22 protein-coding genes are annotated in these 22,159 nt (G+C 62.6%); 15 read left to right on the plus strand and 7 right to left on the minus strand.

What is annotated here, in order from left to right; translation table 11 throughout:
• Positions 1-620: 620 nt before the first annotated feature.
• Complete coding sequence (gene trpA, locus ACIGHL_RS08615; RefSeq protein WP_128119760.1) at positions 621-1,430, minus strand: tryptophan synthase subunit alpha; 810 nt, start codon at positions 1,428-1,430, stop codon at positions 621-623.
• On the minus strand, positions 1,427-2,638 hold the full coding sequence (gene trpB / locus ACIGHL_RS08620; protein ID WP_177327095.1) for a tryptophan synthase subunit beta: 1,212 nt from the start codon (positions 2,636-2,638) through the stop codon (positions 1,427-1,429). Before trpB ends, trpA begins: the two co-directional genes overlap by 4 nt.
• Before the next feature lie 132 nt (positions 2,639-2,770).
• Between trpB and ACIGHL_RS08625 the strand changes: the two genes are divergently transcribed.
• The 5 genes from ACIGHL_RS08625 (at position 2,771) to ACIGHL_RS08645 (ending at position 6,457) form a co-directional block, all read left to right on the plus strand.
• On the plus strand, positions 2,771-3,655 hold the full coding sequence (locus tag ACIGHL_RS08625; protein WP_128119759.1) for a LysR family transcriptional regulator: 885 nt from the start codon (positions 2,771-2,773) through the stop codon (positions 3,653-3,655).
• A 313-nt stretch (positions 3,656-3,968) separates the two neighbouring features.
• Positions 3,969-4,298: an EF-hand domain-containing protein gene (locus ACIGHL_RS08630; RefSeq protein ID WP_128119758.1), complete on the plus strand. Its 330-nt coding sequence runs from the start codon at positions 3,969-3,971 to the stop codon at positions 4,296-4,298.
• 140 nt (positions 4,299-4,438) lie between these two features.
• Entirely contained in the window at positions 4,439-5,101 is a 663-nt protein-coding gene (locus ACIGHL_RS08635; protein ID WP_128119757.1) for a NirD/YgiW/YdeI family stress tolerance protein, read from the plus strand.
• A gap of 239 nt (positions 5,102-5,340) precedes the next feature.
• Positions 5,341-5,955, plus strand: a complete 615-nt coding sequence (locus ACIGHL_RS08640) for a S8 family serine peptidase (protein WP_241509075.1) — start codon at positions 5,341-5,343, stop codon at positions 5,953-5,955.
• The gene (locus ACIGHL_RS08645) at positions 5,891-6,457 is read left to right on the plus strand and encodes a S8 family serine peptidase (protein ID WP_241509073.1); all 567 of its coding nucleotides are present in this window, start codon (positions 5,891-5,893) and stop codon (positions 6,455-6,457) included. The genes ACIGHL_RS08640 and ACIGHL_RS08645 overlap by 65 nt, the downstream gene beginning before the upstream one ends.
• A 21-nt stretch (positions 6,458-6,478) precedes the next feature.
• Here ACIGHL_RS08645 and galE read toward each other — a convergent pair whose 3' ends face one another.
• Positions 6,479-7,549, minus strand: coding sequence for a UDP-glucose 4-epimerase GalE (galE, locus tag ACIGHL_RS08650; protein ID WP_128119756.1), 1,071 nt, complete (start codon positions 7,547-7,549; stop codon positions 6,479-6,481).
• Between the two features lie 406 nt (positions 7,550-7,955).
• Between galE and ACIGHL_RS08655 the strand changes: the two genes are divergently transcribed.
• The 6 genes from ACIGHL_RS08655 to ACIGHL_RS08680 all read left to right on the plus strand — a co-directional run bounded on the left by ACIGHL_RS08655 (position 7,956) and on the right by ACIGHL_RS08680 (position 14,105).
• Entirely contained in the window at positions 7,956-9,140 is a 1,185-nt protein-coding gene (locus ACIGHL_RS08655) for a glycosyltransferase family 1 protein (protein WP_128119755.1), read from the plus strand.
• Entirely contained in the window at positions 9,128-10,369 is a 1,242-nt protein-coding gene (gene glf, locus ACIGHL_RS08660) for a UDP-galactopyranose mutase (protein ID WP_128119754.1), read from the plus strand. The genes ACIGHL_RS08655 and glf overlap by 13 nt, the downstream gene beginning before the upstream one ends.
• Before the next feature lie 13 nt (positions 10,370-10,382).
• Positions 10,383-11,537: a glycoside hydrolase family 1 protein gene (locus ACIGHL_RS08665; RefSeq protein ID WP_128119753.1), complete on the plus strand. Its 1,155-nt coding sequence runs from the start codon at positions 10,383-10,385 to the stop codon at positions 11,535-11,537.
• Positions 11,534-13,333: an ABC transporter ATP-binding protein gene (locus ACIGHL_RS08670; RefSeq protein ID WP_216707020.1), complete on the plus strand. Its 1,800-nt coding sequence runs from the start codon at positions 11,534-11,536 to the stop codon at positions 13,331-13,333. The genes ACIGHL_RS08665 and ACIGHL_RS08670 overlap by 4 nt, the downstream gene beginning before the upstream one ends.
• Positions 13,330-13,545, plus strand: a complete 216-nt coding sequence (locus ACIGHL_RS08675) for a KTSC domain-containing protein (RefSeq protein WP_128119752.1) — start codon at positions 13,330-13,332, stop codon at positions 13,543-13,545. The genes ACIGHL_RS08670 and ACIGHL_RS08675 overlap by 4 nt, the downstream gene beginning before the upstream one ends.
• A gap of 344 nt (positions 13,546-13,889) precedes the next feature.
• Complete coding sequence (locus ACIGHL_RS08680) at positions 13,890-14,105, plus strand: dodecin (RefSeq protein ID WP_045422835.1); 216 nt, start codon at positions 13,890-13,892, stop codon at positions 14,103-14,105.
• A 70-nt stretch (positions 14,106-14,175) separates the two neighbouring features.
• Here ACIGHL_RS08680 and ACIGHL_RS08685 read toward each other — a convergent pair whose 3' ends face one another.
• The 4 genes from ACIGHL_RS08685 to ACIGHL_RS08700 all read right to left on the minus strand — a co-directional run bounded on the left by ACIGHL_RS08685 (position 14,176) and on the right by ACIGHL_RS08700 (position 17,790).
• On the minus strand, positions 14,176-15,540 hold the full coding sequence (locus tag ACIGHL_RS08685; RefSeq protein WP_128119751.1) for a cation:proton antiporter: 1,365 nt from the start codon (positions 15,538-15,540) through the stop codon (positions 14,176-14,178).
• Between the two features lie 272 nt (positions 15,541-15,812).
• A complete protein-coding gene (locus ACIGHL_RS08690; RefSeq protein ID WP_128119750.1) occupies positions 15,813-16,808 on the minus strand; it encodes an LLM class flavin-dependent oxidoreductase in 996 nt (331 codons plus the stop codon).
• A gap of 25 nt (positions 16,809-16,833) precedes the next feature.
• Positions 16,834-17,244: a PA0061/PA0062 family lipoprotein gene (locus ACIGHL_RS08695; protein WP_216707019.1), complete on the minus strand. Its 411-nt coding sequence runs from the start codon at positions 17,242-17,244 to the stop codon at positions 16,834-16,836.
• 120 nt (positions 17,245-17,364) lie between these two features.
• Positions 17,365-17,790, minus strand: coding sequence for a PA0061/PA0062 family lipoprotein (locus ACIGHL_RS08700; RefSeq protein WP_045422826.1), 426 nt, complete (start codon positions 17,788-17,790; stop codon positions 17,365-17,367).
• Positions 17,791-17,915: 125 nt separating this feature from the next.
• On the opposite strand from ACIGHL_RS08700, the gene ACIGHL_RS08705 reads away from it, so the two are divergent.
• From ACIGHL_RS08705 to ACIGHL_RS08720, 4 genes are all read left to right on the plus strand, one after another.
• Positions 17,916-18,974, plus strand: coding sequence for an aminopeptidase (locus ACIGHL_RS08705; RefSeq protein ID WP_128119749.1), 1,059 nt, complete (start codon positions 17,916-17,918; stop codon positions 18,972-18,974).
• A 251-nt stretch (positions 18,975-19,225) separates the two neighbouring features.
• Positions 19,226-20,401: a hypothetical protein gene (locus ACIGHL_RS08710; RefSeq protein ID WP_046163420.1), complete on the plus strand. Its 1,176-nt coding sequence runs from the start codon at positions 19,226-19,228 to the stop codon at positions 20,399-20,401.
• 11 nt (positions 20,402-20,412) lie between these two features.
• A complete protein-coding gene (locus ACIGHL_RS08715) occupies positions 20,413-21,135 on the plus strand; it encodes a ferritin-like domain-containing protein (protein WP_128119748.1) in 723 nt (240 codons plus the stop codon).
• A 175-nt stretch (positions 21,136-21,310) separates the two neighbouring features.
• Positions 21,311-21,892, plus strand: coding sequence for an RBBP9/YdeN family alpha/beta hydrolase (locus tag ACIGHL_RS08720; RefSeq protein ID WP_128119747.1), 582 nt, complete (start codon positions 21,311-21,313; stop codon positions 21,890-21,892).
• Positions 21,893-22,159 lie beyond the last annotated feature (267 nt).

Here is a 22,159-nt window from a genome sequence, read left to right on the forward strand (position 1 = left end):
CTCGGTCACCGGGCGGCGGCCTGGGGAAGTCTAGGGGGAACGGTCAGCAGCGAACGACGGGGACCAGGCGGTGCACCTCGTAAGGTCGATCAAGCAGATTTGATAGGGGTCGTCGGCATCGGATAGCCGAGCGGCTTTTGTAGGAGCCAGCTTGCTAGCGACCCGGGGCTGCAGGGCGTTATTGATCGCCAGCAAGCTGGCTCCTACAGGGGAAATGACTTACTGCTGATTGCCCACGGCTGATGCGGATGTGGCCGACGCGAAATCAAAGGGTCGTGTAACGCGCACTCAGTATGCACCAGCCCTGTCGCAGTTATGGCGCGAACCGCTGCTCGGTCACCGGGCGGCGGCCTGGGGAAGTCTTGGAGGAACGGTCAGCAGCGAACACCGGGGACCAGGCGGTGCACCTCGTTAGGTCGATCAAGCAGATTTGATAGGGGTCGTCGGCATCGGATAGCCGAGCGGCATTGTAGGAGCCAGCTTGCTGGCGATCCGGGGCTGCAGGGCGTTATTGATCGCCAGCAAGCTGGCTCCTACAGGGGAGATGGCTTACTGCTGAAACGAAAAAGCCGCTGCCCAGATCATGGTGCAGCGGCTTTAGGTTCGTTTTGCGAGAGAGCTTAGCCGCGAGCGCCCCGCACCCCTTCGCTCAACTCACGGCACAGACCGAGCACGCCCTTGACGGCTTGTTCAGAGGTTTCGGCATTGGCGATCTGGTCGATTAGCGCCGAGCCCACCACCACGCCATCGGCGAGTCGGGCAATGGCAGCAGCCTGGTCCGGGGTGCGGATGCCGAAGCCGATGCACAGCGGTAGATCGGTGTGGCGCTTGAGGCGTGCCACGGCTTCTTCGACGTGTTCCAGCGTGGCCGAACCGGCACCGGTCACACCGGCCACCGAGACGTAATAGACGAAGCCCGAGCTGCCGTTGAGCACGGTAGGCAGGCGCTTGTCGTCGGTGGTCGGGGTGGTCAGGCGGATGAAGTCGATGCCCGCGGCCTGGGCCGGGTCGCAGAGGTCTTCGTTATGCTCCGGCGGCAGGTCAACGACGATCAGGCCGTCGACGCCGGCTTCCACCGCCTCGGCGAGAAAGCGCTCGACGCCCATCTTGTGGATGGGGTTGAAGTAGCCCATCAGCACCAGCGGCGTAGTCTGGTTGCCCTCGCGGAATTCGCGAACCATCTGCAGGGTTTTCGCCAGGTCCTGCTTAGCCGCCAGGGCGCGGATGTTCGCGAGCTGGATCGCCGGGCCGTCGGCCATCGGGTCGGTGAAGGGCATGCCCAGTTCGATGACGTCCGCGCCGGCGTCCGGCAGGCCCTTGAGGATGGCCAGCGAGGTGGCGTAGTCCGGGTCGCCGCCGGTGACGAAGGTCACCAGGGCCGCGCGGTTTTCCTGTTTCAGCTGCTCGAAGCGCGTCTGCAAACGGCTCATATATGTTCTTCCTGTTCGTCGTAGTGGTGCATGACGGTCTGCATGTCCTTGTCGCCGCGGCCGGAGAGGTTGATCACCATCAGGTGATCCTTCGGCAGGCCGGGTGCGCGCTTGAAGACTTCAGCCAGCGCATGGGCGCTTTCCAGGGCGGGGATGATGCCTTCCAGGCGGCAGCACTTGTGGAACGCGGCCAGGGCTTCGTCGTCGGTCACCGAGGTGTATTCGACACGGCCGATGTCATGCAACCAGGCGTGTTCCGGGCCGATGCCCGGATAGTCGAGGCCGGCGGAGATCGAGTGGGCGTCGATGATCTGACCGTCGTCGTCCTGCAGCAGGAAGGTGCGGTTGCCGTGCAGCACGCCCGGCACGCCGCCGTTGAGGCTGGCGGCATGCTTGCCGGATTCGATGCCATGGCCGGCCGCTTCCACGCCGATGATCTTCACGTCTTTGTCGTCGAGGAATGGGTGGAACAGGCCCATGGCGTTGGAGCCGCCACCGATGCAGGCCACCAGCGAATCGGGCAGGCGACCTTCTTGCGCCATCATCTGGTCACGGGTTTCCTTGCCGATCACGGACTGGAAATCGCGAACCATGGCCGGGTAGGGGTGCGGGCCGGCGACGGTGCCGATCAGGTAGAAGGTGTCGTGGATGTTGGTCACCCAGTCGCGCAGGGCTTCGTTCATCGCGTCTTTCAGGGTGCCGGTGCCGGCGGTGACCGGGATCACCGTGGCGCCGAGCAGCTTCATGCGGAAGACGTTGGCCTGCTGGCGCTCGATGTCCGTGGTGCCCATGTAGATCACGCACTGCATGCCGAAGCGCGCGGCGACGGTGGCCGTGGCCACACCGTGCATGCCGGCGCCGGTCTCGGCGATGATGCGCTGCTTGCCCATGCGCCGCGCCAGCAGGATCTGGCCGATGCAGTTGTTGATCTTGTGCGCGCCGGTGTGATTCAGCTCTTCGCGCTTGAGGTAGATCTTGGCGCCGCCGCAGAACTCGGTCAGGCGCTCGGCGTAATACAGCGGAGAAGGGCGGCCGACGTAGTCGCGCTGAAAATACGCGAGCTCCTTGGCGAACTCGGGATCGGTCTTGGCTTTTTCGTACTCGGCGGCCAGCTCATGGATGAGCGGCATCAGGGTTTCGGCGACGTACTGACCGCCAAAGTGGCCAAACAGGCCCTTGGCATCAGGGCCGCTGCGGAATGAGGTCATGGTCATCTCCTGCGGGAATGGGTGGCGGCAATCCATTCAAGGGAAAGGATCGCGCGATGGGCGGAAAATTAACCGACTCTGGCCGGGATAAAAAGCGATAAGATCGCCTAGACCTGTCAGGAAAACTCACTAATGAGCCAAGCCCTTCCTCCCCTCAATGCACTTCGCGCTTTCGAAGCGGCCGCCCGGTTGCAGAGCGTAAGCCAAGCGGCAGCGGAACTCAGCGTGACGCACGGAGCCGTCAGTCGGCAGATCCGGCTGCTCGAAGACGACCTTGGCGTGGCGCTGTTCAGCAAGGAAGGTCGCGGCGTAAAACTCACCGATGCGGGGCTGCGGTTGCGTGATGCAGCAGGCGAGGCGTTCGAGCGGTTAAGGGACAGCTGCGCCGAGCTGCGCCAGCAGACCGCCGATGCGCCGTTCGTGCTCGGCTGTCCGGGCAGCCTGCTGGCGCGCTGGTTCATTCCGCGGCTGGACAGGCTCAACCGCGACCTGCCGGATCTGCATCTGCAACTGTCCGCCAGCGAGGGCGAACTGGACCCGCGCAGGCCGGGGCTGGACGCCACCTTGCTCTATGCCGAGCCGCCGTGGCCAGCCGATATGCAGGTATTCGAGCTGGCCACCGAATGCATCGGCCCGGTACTGAGCCCGCATCATCCGAACTGTGCGGCGTTGCGCCAGGCACCGCCGTCGGCGCTGTTCAACGAAGCGCTGCTCTACACCGCGTCGCGTCCGCAGGCGTGGCCCGCCTGGGCCCAGGGCAATGGGCTTGATCCCAACTTGTTGCGCATGGGGCAGGGCTTCGAGCATCTCTATTTTTTGCTGGAAGCGGCGCTGGCCGGGCTGGGTGTTGCCATCGCACCGCAGCAGCTGGTGGCTGACGACCTGCGTCAGGGCCGCTTGCTGGCGCCCTGGGGATTCGTCGAAACCCGGGCGCGGCTGTCGCTGTGGGTGCCGTCACGGCGCATGGATCGACGCGCTGAGCGATTGGCGGACTGGTTGCGCCAGCAGCTGGCTTGACGGAGCCCCACCCTAGGTGCGACGTGAAAGATCGAGCGGTTTTTGGCTCCGATGACCCCTGCTCGGAACGCTAGCGCGGCGCTCGTAGCGGTTCGTCTCGTAAGATTTCGTAACGTCCTCGCGGGTGCGCTCGGCAACTTTTCCGCAACCCGCACCAGAAGCGCGATCCGCGTTTCGCCTCATTTGTATCGGTGAGGGGCTCGACGGCTGATTCCTCGATTTTCATGAACTCACAAACGGCCCGGGCGCTCGGTATTTATGTGAGCGCCATCCTCTGGTGCTGACTTCCAATCAATCACAGAGGAGAAGCACGATGACTAACAAACTTCACACGATGCTCGGTGGTATCGCACTCGCAACGGCCATGGCAGCCAGCGCTCCGGCTTTCGCAGAAGTAGGCGATTTCAGCGTTTGGGATAAAGACAATTCCGGCGTGGTCACCATGGGCGAATGGGACACCGGTTTCGATAACGACGCCTTGTTCACCAGCTGGGACAGCGACAAGGACGGCATGCTCTCCAACAACGAGTACGGACAAGGTCTCTACGACGCCTATGACACCGACGATAGCGGCGATTGGAGCGAGACTGAATACAACGCCTTCTATGACGACGCGGGCGATGGTGGCTGGCTGGATATCTGACGTATCCGCTCTGCACCATGAAAAGACCACTGATGTACTGGCGGTTTTTTCATGATGCGGGCCGCTCGCCTAGCGTTATCTCGTGAGCGTTGGAGTTAGGTCTGTCGCTCTACAAAGAACCTATCGCAAGAGAGGTTTCCATGAACACGATTACGAAAACGCTGATTGCAACCGCTATCGCCGGATTCGCGACTGCACCTCTTGCAGCGGAATCGGGTAAGGCGCCTAGCCCCTACCAGAAGCACGATGGGACCTGGATCAGCCTGAACGGCACCGTAGAATCGGTGAAGCCCGATTCCTTCATGCTGAACTACGGCAAGGGCAGCATCGTCGTCGAGATGGACGACTGGGACTGGTACTCCGAAGGCACTGCCTTGAAGGCCGGGGACAAAGTCACGGTCTATGGTGATGTGGATGACGACATATTCGAAGTGACGTCGATAGAAGCCAACAGTGTTTACGTCGAGGGCCTGAACAGCTTCTTCTTCGCCAGCGCCAACGATGAAGAAACGCCATGGCGGACCGCAACCTTTGTGCCCTCTGCCGAAACCACGATTCAGGGCACCGTACAATCGGTCAAGGATCGAGAAATCACCCTCGATACGGGTGATGGCTCGCTGACCATCAATACCCTCACCATGTCCTATAACCCTTTGGACAAGGACGGTTTCCAGCAGGTCGAGAAGGGCGACCGCATTAGCGTCATGGGTCAAATGGACCCTGCCTTCTTTGGCAACCGTGAGTTCAACGCGAAGTCGATCATCACGATTTCCGAGGACAGCCAGAAACAGCAGAACAGCTAGTTCGCTTCCTCCGCGCGTCATCTCCTGTTTCGCCCGTTTCGCTAATGTGAAGCGGGTTTTTTTTGGAAAGCTTCCAGCCGCAGTAGCTGAAGTAACTCCCCGCCGTTGCCGATGAGCGGTTGTGCCACTCGTCTGGCGCCACTAAATCGACACCATCATTGCCGATACAGTTCAAACACCCACCGAGCGGCCATGTTGCCTGTCCGTGGGACTGTCTGTAGTCGTTCGGGAGAACAGTGATGGTCTATAAAAAGCGTGTCGGTATCGTGATGTGTGCCCTGCTCGCGGCCGGAGCAGAACAGGTAGCCGCCAAGCCCAACCCTGCGGTTGATGCTTCGCTCAAAGCCGGTCGACCCTTTGTGCAAGGAGAGTTGCTTGTGCAGTTCAAGGCCGGCGCCTCGGAGGCGGCAAAGAATGCCGCTCTGAGCCGTCAGGGCGCCAAGGCCGCACAGAAGCTGCTCGCCAAGGCCGCACGCAAAGATGCTAAAGGCGATCTGGTACACGCGAAGCTGGGCAAAGGCCAAAAAATAAATGCGGCACTGATTGCGCGGCTCGCATCGGATCCGGCGGTGGAATTCGTGGAGCCCAATTGGACCTATCGGCGCCAGCTGGCCAACCCCAAGGACCCCGGCCTGAGCCTGCTCTGGGGTATGCAGGACGCGACCACCTCTCCAACATCGCCGTACGGTAGCGGTGCGCTGGGCGCCTGGAATGCCGGAGCGCTTTGCTCGAACAAGATTCACATCGGCATCATTGATGAGGGCGTCATGACCACTCACGGTGACCTGCGTGCCAATATCTGGATCAATCCTGGCGAGGGTACCGAAAAAGATCAACCTCGTCGCTACCAATAATTCCTGGGGCGGGGGCGGCTATTCCCAAGCGCTCTACGATGCGATCAAGGCGGCGGGTAACGCCAATATCCTGTTCATTGCTGCGGCCGGAAACAGCGGTCTCAACATTGATAAGACGCCTAGCTATCCGGCGAGCTACAAATTACCCAACGTAATTTCGGTGGGTGCAATCGACAAATCAGGCCGGCGTGCGAGCTTCTCCAACTTCGGCGTAAATAACGTGCACATCGCTGCGCCTGGGGTGAGCATCGCATCTACGGTTCCTACCCGAACGGGCGCCGCAGGCTATGCCTACATGAGCGGGACCTCGATGGCCGCCCCTCATGTCGCGGGAGCCGCTGCGTTGTATGCCTCGCTGAACCCCTGCGCGACGGCGGCGCAGATTCGCTCCGCGCTGCTGACGCTGGCCGTGCGGGATCCGCAGCTGACCGGAGCGGTTCAGCTGAATCGCCGTCTGAGCGTCGCCAAGATCCGTCGTGAGCTGAGCTGCAGTAAGACCTAAGGGTTCTCTCGTGGCGGGTGCTCAGCTGGCCATCGCAGTATTGCCGTTCGCCGCCACCGGAGCCTTGGCCGCTGGCTTCTCCGTTCCATAACCTTGCGGATTGCGGCTCTGCCAGCGCCAGGCGTCAGTCAGCATGACCAGCAGGTCACGCTCTGCTTTCCAGCCCAGGTCGTCACTGGCCTTGCTCGGGTCCGACCAGCATTGTGCGGCGTCGCCCGGTCGGCGCGCCTTGAACACATAGGGCAGTGGTCTGCCGATCACTTCTTCGAACGCGGTGATCATCTGGCGTACTGAGTAGCCTCGTCCGGTGCCGAGGTTCCACGTGGAAACACCATGAACCAGGTCGAGGCGCTCCAGTGCCTTGAGGTGCCCCTTGGCCAGATCCACCACGTGAATGTAATCGCGCACTCCCGTGCCGTCCGGCGTCGGGTAGTCCGCTCCGTATACGTTCAATTGCTTACGACGGCCCACGGCTACCTGCAGCATGTAGGGCAGCAGGTTATTGGGGGTGCCGTTGGGGTCTTCGCCGATAAGGCCAGACTCGTGAGCGCCAATCGGATTGAAGTAGCGCAGCAGTGCAATCGACCAGCGTGGGTCGGATTCGGCCAGCCCTTTCAGCACGTTCTCCGCCATCAGCTTGGATTGGCCGTAGGGGTTGGTTGGAATGCCGGTGGGGCAGTTCTCGGTGATCGGCATCTTGGGTGAGTCGCCGTAGACAGTCGCCGATGAGCTGAACACCAATTTGAAAACGCCGGCTTCGGCCATGGCCTGACACAACGCGATGCTGCCGCTGACGTTGGTTTCGTAATAGCGCAGCGGTTCACGCACACTTTCACCGACGGCCTTGAGACCGGCGAAGTGCAGCACCGCCGTGATGGGGTAAGAGGCAAACAGCGCCTTGAGCAGCGAGCGGTTACGCACGTCACCCTTGATGAACTGCAGCGTGCGGCCAGCCAGATGCTCCACGCGATCCAGTGCCACTTTCGAACTGTTGCTGAGGTCGTCCAACACCAGCACCTCATGGCCAGCCAGCAGGAGCTCAAGCACCGCATGGGACCCGATATAACCAGCACCACCCGTGACGAGAATCATGTCTCTACCTCATGAACCGAATTATCTGACGCACACGGGAGCGCACGGCTGACCGTATGAGCGCGGCCGCTGCAAGCATCTCCAGGGTTGGGTCGGCGAATCGGGCGGTACTGACTGCAGGAAGCACACAGCACCGATGCCGGGTGAAACAGGCGTCCTGTGATAGGGACGGGGGAAGGTGTGAGCAAGTTCCAACGAAACGGCAGTCACCCGATGACCGACCTCTGCAGTAGGGCATCGGGAACCTTGGCTCATCAGCTGTCGTCCATAGCCGGCGGACAGCGCTTGCGGATTGGTCATTTCTGCCACCGAGCGCCATCAGGTTTTGCTTTGCGCGGGCTGCGCAGGCCTATGCGATGCGGCAGAAGGGACTCTGGAGGGCATTGCCACCCTTTACGAGGTTTCCATGAGCTGGGCCGGCCCCTACCAATACGAAATTGGCAAATCCCCCGATAAACAAGCGACGCCACCTGAAGTCATCTTCGATGAGCTGGTGCCGACCTTGTTGTGTCTTTCCCATTTGCGCTGGAGCTTCGTCTACCAACGCCCGCAGCACCTGATGTCGCGCTTCGCCCGTGACTTCAACGTGCTGTTTGCCGAAGAGCCGATCCCGACCGAAGACGCCCAGCCCTGGCTGGAAGTACGGCCCGAGGAAAATGGCGTTCAGGTACTGATTCCGCGTCTGCCTCAGGGCTGCGAGGGCGAGGCAGCGCTGCGCGTGCAGCGCGATTTGCTCGACGGCTATCTGGAAAAGCTCGGCGTCAATGAGCTGATACTCTGGTACTACACGCCGATGGCGCTCGGCTATGCCGGCCACCTAAAGCCCAAGCTCACCGTGTACGACTGCATGGACGAACTCTCGGCATTCCGTGGCGCGCCGCCGGAGCTGGTGCAGCGCGAGCGTGAGTTGCTTGAGCGCGCTGATCTGGTCTTCACGGGTGGCTACAGCATCTGGGAAGCCAAGCGCGAACTGCACGACAACGTATTTGCCTTTCCCAGCAGCGTCGACGTGGCGCACTTCGCCGAGGCGCGGCGGACCCAGGCCGACCCCGACGACCAATCCGAGATCCCTCATCCACGGCTGGGCTTCTACGGCGTGATCGACGAGCGTTTCGATATCGAACTGGTGGCCGACATGGCGGAAAAGCGTCCTGACTGGCAGTTCGTGCTGGTTGGGCCGGTGGTCAAGATCGATCCGGCGGAGCTGCCGCAGCGCGACAACATCCACTACCTGGGCGGTAAGACGTACGACGAGTTGCCCAAATACCTGGCCGGCTGGGACGTGGCCATCATGCCGTTCGCGATGAACGAATCGACCCGTTTCATCAGCCCGACCAAGACGCCTGAATACCTGGCCGGCGGCCGGCCCGTGGTGTCCACGCCGATCAAGGACGTGGTGCGCACCTATGGCGACACCGAGATCGTCTACATCGCCGACACGCCCGATGCGTTCATCGCGTCTGTGGAAGAGGCACTGGCCGATGCTGAAGACCGCGACCGTTTGTTGAAGACCGCTGACGAAATTCTCGGCGACATGTCTTGGGACCACACCTGGGCGTTGATGAAGGAAAAGATGCAATGCGCGAAGTGAGCCCGCGAGACAGCAATCCCGAATACGCAGGCGGCGGCGCCAGCGACGGCTCGTCCTATGGCCGCCGCGGCTTCGACTACCTGATCGTCGGCGCCGGCTTTGCCGGCAGTGTGCTCGCCGAACGGCTGGCTGCCGGGCTGAACAAGCGTGTGCTGGTGGTCGACCGGCGTCCGCATATCGGCGGCAATGCTTACGATCATTACGACGAAGCCGGCGTATTGATCCACCGCTACGGCCCGCACATCTTTCACACCAATGCCCAGCGCATCGTCGATTACCTCTCCCGGTTCACCGAATGGCGCCCCTACGAGCATCGGGTGCTGGCGCAGGTGGATGGTCAGGAAGTGCCGATCCCGATCAACATGACCACGCTGAACAAACTCTACGGTCTGACCATGACCACCGAACAGGAAGCGGCGGACTTCCTCGCCAGTCGCGCCGAACCGGTGGAAGACATCCAGACCAGCGAGGACGTGGTGATCAACGGCATCGGCCGTGAGCTGTACCAGAAGTTCTTTCGTGGCTACACGCGCAAGCAGTGGGGGCTGGACCCGTCGCAGCTGGACAAGTCGGTCACCTCGCGCATCCCGACGCGAACCAATACCGACGACCGCTACTTCACCGATACCTTCCAGCAGATGCCCAAGCATGGCTACACCAAGATGTTCGAGAAAATGCTCGCGCACCCGAACATCAAAGTCATGACCAACACCGATTACCGCGAGATCCGCGACGAGGTGCAGCACCACCACCTGATCTTCTGCGGGCCCATCGACGAGTATTTCGACTACCGCTTCGGCAAGCTGCCCTATCGTTCGCTGAAGTTCGAACACAAGCAGCTCGACCAGGAACAGTTCCAGGCGGTCGGTACGGTCAATTACCCGAGCGAAGATGTGCCCTATACGCGCATCAGCGAGTACAAGCACGTGACCGGGCAGGTTCATCCGAAGACCAGCATCACCTATGAATATCCGTCGGCGGAGGGCGATCCCTATTACCCGATTCCGCGGCCGGAGAATGCCGAGCTGTACAAGCGCTACCAGAAGCTGGCGGACGAGACCCCCGGCGTAACCTTCGTCGGCCGCCTCGGCACCTACAAGTACTACAACATGGATCAGGTAGTCGGGCAGGCGCTGGCGCTGTACAAGCGCATCGAAGAGGCCGAGCGTGGCCCTGCGGCGGGCGAAAGCGCGGCGCACGGTCAGTCCCTGGCCGAACAGGCCCCCTGAGAGAGGCTCACGGATGCATCAGCCAAGCGTGTTTCAGAGCTTCTTTATGGGCGGCTTCGAATGCTCGAATCACCGCCGCAGCGATGGCCGACGCCTCGATCTGCTGGCCGCCACCGGGCATGACCGCTGGGCCGCCCATGATTACGCAGTGCTGCATCGACATGGCTTGCACAGCGTGCGTGACGGCCTGCGCTGGCACCTGATCGAGACGTCACCAGGCCGCTACGACTGGTCGAGCTTTCTGCCAATGCTGCAGGCGGCCCGGCGCCAGGGCACCCAGGTTATCTGGGATCTGTGCCACTACGGCTGGCCGGACGACATCGACATCTGGCGACCGCAGTTCGTCGAGCGCTTTGCCCGCTATGCGGCCGCGGCTGCGCAGTTGATCAAGGACGAGACCGATACGGTGCCGTTCTACGCGCCGTTGAACGAGATTTCCTTCTGGGCCTGGGCTGGCGGCGACGAGGCCTACTTTAACCCCATGGCACGCGGCCGTGGCTTTGAGCTCAAGCATCAGCTGGTGCGCGCCACCATCGCCGCGTTGCAGGCGATCCGCGAGGTTGAACCGCGGGCGCGTTTTATTCAGGTCGAACCGGCCATTCACGTCGTCGCGCCGAATGATCGGCCCGGCCCGCAGCGCGAGGCCGAGCGCTACCGCCAATCGCAGTTCGAGGCCTGGGACATGCTCTGCGGCGAACTCTGGCCGGGCCTCGGCGGTGCGCCGGAATACCTTGATCTGCTCGGCGTGAACTATTACCCCGACAACCAGTGGTATCACGGCGCAGGTAATACCATCGGCCGGGACAGCCCAGACTATCGACCTTTCAAAGGCATCCTCAGCGAGATCGCGCAGCGCTACAAACGGCCGATCGTGATCGCCGAAACCGGCGCCGAAGGCGATGTGCGCGGCGACTGGCTGCGCTACGTCAGCGAGCAGGCCGGCCTGGCGATGCAGCGTGGCGTGCCGGTGGAAGGTATCTGCCTGTACCCGGTGGTGGACTACCCGGGCTGGACCGACGACCGTCACTGCCCGGTGGGGCTGCTGGGCTTCCCGGACGAAGCCGGAAACCGCCGTGTGCATGAGGGGCTAGCCGATGAGCTGCGGCTGCAGCAGGCGCGCTTCAGCCACTCGAGTCCGGTTTCGAACATCGCTGAAGCCTTTTCATGAACGCCCCGGCACTGCGCAAACCGCCCCTGGTGCCGCTCCTGCCGGATCGGCCGGTCGCCTTCTTGTGGCGCTACGTTTGCGCGCGGCCCTGGCATTTCGGCGGCTTGCTGCTGCTGATCGTCGGTGCGGCGACCTGCGCGGTGGCGGTGCAGTACGGCATGAAGCTGCTGGTCGACGCCATGGCGCAGGGCAGCTCCAACCGGGGCGCTGCCAATGTGTGGTTTCCGCTGGGGCTGTTCATCGGCCTGATCGTCATTGAAAACGTGTTCTGGCGTCTCGGCGGCTGGCTCGGCTGCCGAACAGTCGTGGCGAGCATGGTGGATATTCGGGTTGACCTGTTCAAACACCTGACCGGTCACCCCATGCGTTACTTCACCGAGCATTTCGCCGGTTCGCTGGGTAATCGGATCTCGGCGCTGGGCCAGGCAGCAGGGGCGATCTATGGCGGTCTGGTCTGGAAGATCGTGCCGCCCATCGTCGACTTCATCGGGGCGGTGGTGGTGCTGCTGACCGTGGATTGGCGCATGGCGGTTGCGCTGATCCTGTTCGTGGCCATCGTCGCGGTACTGATCACCGGGTTCGGTATTCGGGGCCGCGCCAAGCATCAACGCTTCGCCGCGCAATCGGCGCGGGTTGGCGGCGAGCTGGTCGATGCGGTGTCCAATGTCTGGACCATCAAGGCGTTTTCCGCACGTGACCGTGAAGCGGAACGCCTGGCCAACGAGATCGGCTACGAGGCCAAGGCCCAGCGGCGCAGCTGGATGTATCTGGAAAAGGCCCGCGTTATCCACGACATCTGCCTGTCGCTGATGGCCGGAGGCATGCTGGTCTGGGCAATCGCTTTATGGGTGGACGGCTCGGTGACCGCCGGCGACGTGGTGCTGGTCAGCGCGCTGACCTTCCGTATCCTGCATGGCTCGCGTGATCTGGCCTTGGCCTTGGTGGACACCACGCAGCAGATCGGTGCCATCGACGACACCCTGCGCATCATCGTCCAGCCGCACGGCCTTGAAGATTCCGAAACCCTACTGTTGCTGGCCGAAGGGGACATCACCTTCGAGGACATCAGCTTCGGCTATCCGAAGCGCGGCATCATCTTTGAGCATCTCAATCTGCATATCCCGGCTGGGCAGAAGGTCGGCGTGGTCGGGCCGTCCGGGGCGGGCAAGTCGACCCTCATTCAATTGCTGCAACGGCTGGACGACGTGCAGGCCGGGCGCATCCTGATCGACGGTCAGGATGTCCGCTCCGTCAGCCAGAACAGCCTGCGCGAGAAGATCGCGGTGGTGCCGCAGGAGACCGCGCTGTTCAACCGGACGATTCGCGAGAACATCCGCTACGGGCGCCCTGATGCGACCGATGGCGAAGTGGAGGAAGCGGCCCGCCAGGCCTTCTGCGATGCGTTCATCCGCGAGCTTCCGCAGGGCTACGACACTTTGGTCGGCGAGCGCGGCGTGATGCTCTCCGGTGGCCAGCGTCAGCGTCTGGGTATCGCTCGGGCGTTCCTCAAGGATGCGCCGATCCTGATTCTCGACGAGGCGACCTCAGCGCTGGATACCCAGTCGGAAGGCGAGATCCAGGCGGCGCTGAACAACCTGGTACACAACCGCACCGTAGTCGCCGTCGCCCATCGGCTGTCGACGCTGGCGAGCTTCGATCGGATCATCGTGCTGCGCAACGGGCTGATTGTCGAAGACGGCGCACCGATGGAGCTGCGCAGCCGCGGCGGTGCTTTCGAGGCGCTTTGGCGAATGCAGGCCGAGGGCTTCAAACACGAGCCCGATCCGGCGGTATGAAGCGAGTCACGGTGAATTCGAGCAGCCTGCGCGCCTTGGGTTACGACCTGGACGAGCAGGCGCTGGAGGTTGAGTTTCATAACGGCTCGCTGTATCGCTACGAGCAGGTGCCCGCCGACGTGGTGCAGGCGCTGCTGGAGGCTGATTCCCTCGGGCGGTATTTCAATCAGGTGTTCAAGGCGCAGCAGTATCCCTATCGGCGTATCGATTAACCTGCGCTGCGTGTTGCCACTCGGGCTACGAGTGGAAGCGGATCGCGAGCAAGCTCGCTCCTACAGACGCACGAAGCCTACTGCCGGTGGGTTGCAGAGTTGTAGGGTGGGCTTCAGCCCACCAACTTGGGCCGAGCGTTCCGGTGGGCTGAAGCCCACCCTACGGCTGTACGTCGATCAACACGGATAACCTTCGAGTTATCCAGGTCGTGGGTGCTGAGATGCGCCGGCCGCCATCGGCGGATCGACCGCTCCGCTGAACTTCCGAGGCCCTTCGCGGGCCTCAATGAACAGGACGCGTCATTACCGAGCGGAGGCTCCTCAGACCAGAAGGGGATTTATTCATGTCGGATCATCACACGTACAAGAAGATTGAAATCGTCGGCTCTTCGCGCAATAGCGTCGATGAAGCGATTCAGAACGGTATCGCCGAGGCCAGCAGCAAACTGCAGAACGTTGAGTGGTTCGAAGTCGGCGAGATCCGCGGCCATGTCGAAAACGGCAAGGTCGGCCATTTCCAGGTCACCATGAAGGTCGGCTTCCGTCTCGCGGACAGCTGATCTGCCGTGCAGGCGGCCCGGCAGCGGCTATCCAGCCAGCTGCCTGGGAGGCCGGCTCGCCTCGCCGTAATCAGGCGTGGTCCGTCGGCGCCTCGCCGCGGCTGCGTTCGTAACGTCGTAGCAATGGCTGAGTGCTCAAGCCGTGCAGGACGATGCTCAACACCACCACTGAAATCACCAGTGAGATGATCGCTTCGGCCTCTTCCGGCAACAGGCCGTGGGTGACCGCATAGCTCAGGTAGTACAAGCTGCCGATGCCTCGGATGCCGAACCAGCCGACGGTCAGGCGTTGGGTACGGTCCAGGTAGCGGCTTGGCACCAGCAGCCATACGCTCAGCGGCCGGATCACCACGAATAGCGCCAGCGCCAGGGGCACCGCACGCCAGTCCCAGTGCACCGAGACCAACACGCCAAGAATCGTCACCAACAGCACTTCCAGGCTGCGCTCCAGCTGGCCGCCAAAGGTGAGGATGTCACCCACCATCACACCTGCCGCGACCTTGGGTTCGGCGATTTTCTCGTTTTCCATCGGCAGCTCTCGTGGGCTCAGGCCGCCTTCAGCCAAGTGCGGCACAGCGTGTGCGATCAGCTCCTCGGAGGGCGTATCTGATTCCTCTGCTGCGTCCTTCTCCGCGTGGCGCAACCCCAGGCCGGCCGCAAATACCGCGAGGAAGCCCCAGGCGCCGATCAGCTCGGCGCCGACGTAGGCCAGTGCGATCAGCGCAAGCGCCAGCGAATCGTTCGGCGACATGGACGTATCGGCGTGGCGGGCGCGCAGAAAGATCGCCAGCTTGCCGATAAGCCTGCCGAGCAGATAACCGAACCCCAGGCCAGCCGGTACGGCCCAAACCAGCCGATGCAGCGCCCATTCGCTCACCCAGCCGCTAGCCAGGGTTTCCTGCTCGATCAGCAGCAGACCGAACACGACGAATGGAAAAGCGGTGCCATCGTTGAAGCCGGCTTCGCCGGACAGGCCGTAGCGGACGTGATCGCTGTCGCGGGAATTGTTTACCTGTACCAGGCTGGCGAGCACGGGATCGGTGGGGGCGAGGATGGCGCCGATCAACACCGAGAGCCCCCAGCTGAGCCCGAGCAGGTAATGGCAGAGCGCGGCGACGCCCGCGATGCAGGCGAGCATCACCGGGCCAGCGAGTATGTACGCGCTTCTCCATGCCCGGTGATGCAGCGGCATGCGCAGTTTGAGGCCGCTGACAAACAGTGACACCAGCACCGCGATCTCGGTGAGGTGCTCCATCCAGCTGGCGATGTGAATGAACTCCATCTCCCACAAGCCGACGCCGAGCTGGCCGATGAGCAGGCCGAAGCCGAGGTAGATCAGTGACGTGGTGACCGGCAGCCAGCGCAGGTAGGCCGATGCCAGGGCGAGGATCAACAGCAGGATGCCGAGCACGGCCATCCATTCGAGAAAATTCATTCAGTCTTCCGCAAACAAGCGTGACGCGCCGAAGTACGCATGGGCTGCTGTTTTGATCGGCGCGATTGGATGGGGTTCAGCCGCGTTCGTCGAGCGGAACGCCAGCGCGTCCAATGCAGACGCGGCGCTCGCCTTGCCGGCCTCGTGGAAGGCCCGTCGCGGTGCGAAGTGTTGTTTGCGAGTCACCCGCACGGGCCTGCTGGCGAGTGGCCCTTTCACAGGTTGCGCTGGTGCGACGGGGCGCTAGGTGTCGCCCCGATGCGTTTTGTTGATCAACGCAGCCCGGCGAGGATTTCGAAGGCGCGGTGGCGGTCGGCGGTTTCGTAAAGGTCGCAGGTGAAGATCAGCTCGTCAGCCTGAGTCTGCTCGAGCAGGACGTCCAGGCGAGCGCGGATCTTTTCTGGACCACCGATCAGGGCCATGCCGAGGAAGCTGCCGACGGCGTCCTGCTCGTGGGGCAGCCATTTGCCCTGCATGCTCGTCACCGGCGGCACCAGCACCAGGCTCTGGCCGCGGATCAGCGCGAGGATGCGCTGATAGGCGGTGGTCGCCAGGTACTCGGCTTGCTCGTCGGTGTCGGCTGCCATCAGCGGCACGCCGAGCATGACGTACGGCTTGTCCAGCACCTCGGAGGGGCGGAAGTTCTCGCGGTACAGGCGAATCGCGTCGTGCATATAACGCGGCGCGAAATGCGAAGCGAAGGCGTAGGGCAGGCCTTTGGCAGCAGCCAACTGAGCGCTGAACAGGCTCGAGCCGAGCAGCCAGATCGGGACATTGCTGCCCATGCCAGGCATGGCGATGACGCGTTGGTTGGGCTGGCGCGGACCGAGCAGCAGCTGCAGTTCTTCCACGTCCGCCGGGAAGTCATCGGCGCTGCCCATGCGGTCGCGGCGCAAGGCATGGGCGGTGAACTGATCGGCGCCCGGCGCACGCCCCAGACCCAGCTCGATCCGCCCCGGGTAGAGCGCCTCCAGCGTGCCGAACTGTTCGGCCACCACCAGCGGCGCGTGGTTGGGCAGCATCACCCCGCCCGCGCCCAGGCGAATCCGCGAGGTACCGGATGCCAGATAACCGATCAGCACCGAGGTGGCGGCGCTGGCGATGCCGTCCATGTTGTGGTGCTCGGCAACCCAGAAGCGCTCGAAGCCAAGCTTCTCGACATGCTGCGCCAGGGCCAACGAGTTGCGCAGGGCCAGGCCGACGTCGCCGTCATCGCGGATTGGCGCCAGGTCCAGGGTGGAGAAACGGGTGTGTTCGATACGGGACATCGTCTACCTCTTTGCTGACGGCTGCTCAGTAGCAGTGCTCGGCCTCGGCGCGCGCCAGAACCTTGTAGTCTTCGTCGCGCAGCCAGCCTTGTGGGGTGAAGCCCAGCGAGCGGGCCTGGAATAGGTAACGCCGGCCGGGCTGGAAATCGTCGTAGTTGATCACCATGGTGCAGCGCAGGTATTGGGTGTCGCCAAAATCGCCAAAGCCGCCACTGCTGATTTCGAATTCGTAGCGCGCTTCGAGTTCATGCGCACCGGGGCTGACTTGGAAATAGCGGCCATCTGGTGTGCGCTCACCGTCCAGCTGGTCGGACATGAAAATGTCACTGGGTTGAGCGGTCAGCTCGACCCAGGCCATGTTCGGGTCGGGTGCGGGCAGGGGGCCGGCACAGCCGGTCAGGCCGAGCGCCAGCAATGGAGCCAATAACAGACGCATGGTGAATCCTCCGGATAACCGCAGGATCAGCGTCTGCTGTCGCGGTCAGCCAATGAGCCTGAGCCAGATAGTGCTCTTTTTCAACGACTGCACCGCAACAGAACGGTTCACAACAGAACGCTAGCGGGTAGCGACCCCGCCGCAGCCACGCTCAGTGGCCTTGGCCAGCACGCGGTCATGCTGGTCGTAAAGTTTGGCCCAGGGACGGAAGCCGTAGCCGCCAGCCACCAGTCGATAGCGGGCCCCGGCATTGAAGCTGTCATAGCTCAGGGTCAGGCGGCAGTCGCGTGCCAGCGCTTCGCTGTCGCGACCTACGTCGGCTGGGCCGACTTCGAAGCGATAGCGCATGCCCAGCTGATGGCTGCCTGGCTCGACCTGAAAATAGCGACTGTCGTCGAGCGGCTTGTCATCGACCGCCACGGCCACCAGTTCGGTCTCCCCGTGCGGTGCGAGGTCGACCCAGGCCTGGTTCGGGTCCGGTTTGGGCATCCACATGGCGCAACCGCCCAGACTGGATAGCGCAAGAGCAAGCATCAGGATTCGCATGGAACTGGGTCTCCGATCGGTGTCGGCCTGGCTGTTTGGCACCGGCGTGTTCGGTGTTTGGGTGGACTTCGTTGTAGGCTCCGCGCATCGCCCCGCGGGGGCATTTAGCCGGTAAGCGTTTGTTCATGTCGAAGTCGAAAATCGCCGCAGTCGACAACCGCAAGCGGCGTTGGGTTCCCCTGCTACTGGTGGTTGGCCTGAGCGGTTGCAGCAGTTACTACGGGCAACTGGCGGTCGGCCAGCTCCAGCTGCTGCGGCAGCGTGAGCCCATTGCAGCGATCATCGACAACCCGCAAAGCGATCCGCAGTTGCGCCAACGACTGACCCTGGCCCTGCAGGCCAGAGGCTTCGCCAGCCGTGCCTTGGCACTGCCGGACAATCGGAGTTATCGGGTCTACGCCGAGCTCCAGCGGCCTTATGTGATGTGGAATCTGTTCGTTGCTGAGGAGTTTTCCGTGGCGCAGCAGACCCAGTGCTTTCCGATAGCCGGTTGTGTGGGCTATCGCGGCTACTACCAACAGGGCCGCGCCCGCGGCGCTGCGGCACTGCTGCAAGCCGAGGGCTACGACACGTTGGTGGCCGGCGTGCCGGCCTATTCAACCCTGGGCTGGTTCGACGATCCGCTGCTCAGCTCGATGCTGCGCTGGGACGACGATCGGCTGGCCGGGCTGATTTTCCACGAGTTGGCGCATCAGCGGCTGTATGTCACTGACGATACGGCGTTCAACGAATCCTATGCCTCCTTTGTCGAGCGGGAAGGGCTGCGGCAGTGGCGCGCCAGTCGTGGGCTGCCGCCGTTCAGCGATGCGCTGCGCGATCAATACGCTGACCTCAGCCGGCTGGCGCTGGCGACTCGCGAGCGCTTGGCTGCGCTCTATGCGTCCGGGTTGAGCGAACCGGAAATGCGTGCTGCCAAGGCCGCCGAATTCATGCGCATGCGGCAGGCCTATCGGCGGCTGAGAGACGGGGCGTGGAACGGTGATGATCGTTTCGATCGCTGGATGGCCCAGCCACTGAACAATGCCAGCCTGGTTCCGTTCGGCCTCTACGATCAGTGGGTGTCTGCCTTCGCCGCGTTGTTCGAGCAGGTCGGCGGTGATTGGCCGCGTTTTCATGCGCAAGTCGCTGCCTTGGGTCGACTGCCCGCCGACGAGCGGAAGCGTCAGTTGGAGGCACTTCGCTGAACCACCTCGCCGCTTCGCTTGAACGCCGATGCGGCAAGGTTTCGGGGCCGATTGCGCTTCGCTGCACCTGAGCCTGTTCGAAGGGGTTGGCTGCTGCCGCTTGTCGACTCTTTGCATGTTCGCTTCACGTTCTACGGAATTCTTTTCCGCTTGCCTCCGTCCCTTTTTTAAGCCGTCAGCTCAGCTGACCCGTGATTAGGCCGTACGAATTCGTACGCCGAACCAATACAAGCCGTTCAAACGGAGGCTCCATGGACAACCTAACCGGCATTCTCGACAACAAGGGCACGCCGCTCGATAAGCAGAAGTTCACCTGGAAGGAAATGGCGGGCAAGCCCATCAGCAAGCTCGACGATGACGCTTTCACCCGCGTGCGCATCATCCTGATGAACGGGATCGAAACCGATGCGTTGCGCCTCAAGCACGGCATCGCCCGCATCACTGGCCAGTTGCGCGGCCCGCTCGCCGAGATCCGCCGGGTCGAGCAACACCAGGCGACCATGGTCAACTGGCTGATCTCCGCCGACCATTCACCGCTGGAAACCACCGTCGCTTACGAACAGGTCGCGATCGAAGTGACCGCGGCCGTCGCCCAGACCGAGCCGGACCCCTACCAGGCGCAGACTTACCGCTTCGGCCTGCTGGAAGACTTCGACCACCTGTATCGCTACTCGGCCATGCTCGATCGCCTCGAAGGCAAGGACGCGAACAATATCCTGCAGGGCTACACCGACATCGTCCCAGGCCGGCAGACGTCCGAGCACCACCGTCATCCGGACAACGACCTGCGCGAAAGCTATGCGAAGGAGCAGGCAGATCTCATCACCAAGATTCACGCGGCCATGATCACCGCGGCTGAGTACCAGACCCACGACTACTACATGAACATCGGCCCGCTGTTCGCCGACCCGCTGGCACGTCAGCTGTACGCCGAAATTGCGTCGGTCGAAGAGCAGCACGTCACCCAGTACGGCTCGTTGGCCGACCCGCAGGAATCCTTTATGGAGAAGTGGCTGGTGCACGAAGCGATGGAGGTTTATGCCTATGCCAGCTGTGCCGAGCAGGAAACCAATCCACGCATCAAGGCCATGTGGGAGCGCTTCCTCGACTACGAGCTGGGCCACCTGAACATCGCCTGCGAGCACTTCAAGAACATCGAGCGTCGCGATCCGGCGGAGATTCTCGGCGGCCCGTTGCCGAAGATGATCGAGTTCAAGAGCCAGCGTGAGTTTGTGCGCCAGGTCCTCGCTGCCGAGGTCAACCTGCGCACCAGCGGCACCCAGTACGTCGACAAGAGCCAGGAGCCGCAGAACTCCCTGGATTACCGCGCCCAGCTCAATTCCGAAGGCATCGCCTCGAACATCGTGTCGGCCGGTTACCAATGGGCACCGGGCGGTGAACTCATGCAGATGCGCAAGGCTTCCTGAGGAGAACAGACATGGCAACTTCAGCGAAACTAGGCACCAATTTCACCGGCGTGCAGATGTCCCCGAAGGACACCAAGCGCCTGCTCGATGCCGTCAACGAGATCCATCCGGACGTTCCGGGCGATTCCAAGGGCATGATGCTCGAACGCACGACCCGCGCCGAGGAAGCCGATCGCATCGGCTCGGTGCCGGTCCCGGGTTCGGCCAAAGGCATGCTCAAATCCACCTTCGACATGGCGCTGGGCAAGAGCCCGGAGCTGCTGGTGGACAAGCTCGGCGAGCGTCTGGCCTTCGAGCGCAGCGGTGTGCGCATGTACGACGCCATGATCGCCAAGGCCAAGGGACTCGAAACCGCCCAATCGGACCTGGTCCAGGTGCTGCAGCACATCCGTGACGAAGAGTTCGAACATATGAACATGGTGGCTGAAGCGATCGAAACCCTGGGTGCCGACCCGACTGCGCAGACGCCATCTGCCGACGTCGTCGGCGTCAAGTCCATGGGCGTGATGCAGGTGCTGACCGACCCGCGGACGAACGTTGCTCAGGGCATCAATGCCTTGCTGACGTTGGAGCTCGAAGACAACGCCGCCTGGGAGCTGCTGATCGAGCTGGCCGAGGCCGGTGGTCACCCACGCATCGCCAAGGGCTTCCATAAGGCCAAGGCGCAGGAAGACGACCATGTGGTGAAGATCAAGTCGCTCCTGCGCAAGGACCTGCTCAGCCAGGTGCAGTGAATACCGCGTGCGCTTCAAACCTTGGCGCGCCTTAGGGCGCGTCTTTTTTTGGGCGCAGCGTCACTCGGGCACTTCCTAACGTTTTTAATGCATAAGCAAATGCATTCTTATTCTTTATGGCGCAGATTCCGCGGGCGATAGACTCGCCGCTCAGCGACCATCGAGAGGCCATCCTATGCGGCGCGGAGCGTTCCACTATCTGATCGTCCCCGGCTGGCATGGCTCGCCTGAGGATCATTGGCAGAGCCATTGGCAGCGCACCCTGGCCAACAGTCGGCGCATTGAGCAGGCCGACTGGATGCAGCCGCAACGTCCCGACTGGGTGACCGAACTGCATCGCGGAATCGTCGCGGCATCAGCGCCAGTGGTGCTGATCGCGCACAGCCTCGGCTGTCCCACCGTCGCGCACTGGGTGGCGCAGGCGTCGCCCGAGGCGTTGCGGTGCGTTGAGGGTGTATTGCTGGTCGCGCCTGCGGATGTGGAGCGACCGGGGTGCCCTGAGCCACTGCGTAACTTCGCTCCGCTGCCCCTGGTGCCGCTGCCATTTCCCAGTGTGCTGGTGGGGTCCGGCAACGATCCCGCCGCCAGCGCCGACCGGGCGCGGGCCATGGGTGAAGCCTGGGGCAGCGAGGTGACCGTGCTCAGTGGGGTAGGGCACATCAACGTGGAGTCTGGTCATCATCGCTGGGAGGAGGGGCTGGCCTTTCTCCATCGTCTGCAAACGCTGATCGGCGAGCAGGCGCAACGGCGCGCTTGAGGGCGTCCAGTTCGGTGGGACTCTCTCCTACCCACCTAACCACCGCCCGGTGGATCGATGCAGCGTGATCTACCCTACGACCCCAATCCTCAGCAAGTTGGGTGGGCTTTAGCCCACCACTTGCACGGAACCAACTCAGGCGCTGGGCAAGCCCGAAGGGCAGAGGACGCCCTTTCATCCACCGCTGGCCACTACTCGGTGGATCGGTGAAGCGCGATCCACCCTACGACCCCAAGCCTCAGCAAGTAGGGTGGGCTTTAGCCCACC

Source organism: Pseudomonas sp. NPDC077451 (assembly GCF_044543345.1).
Taxonomy (GTDB): Bacteria; Pseudomonadota; Gammaproteobacteria; order Pseudomonadales; family Pseudomonadaceae; genus Stutzerimonas.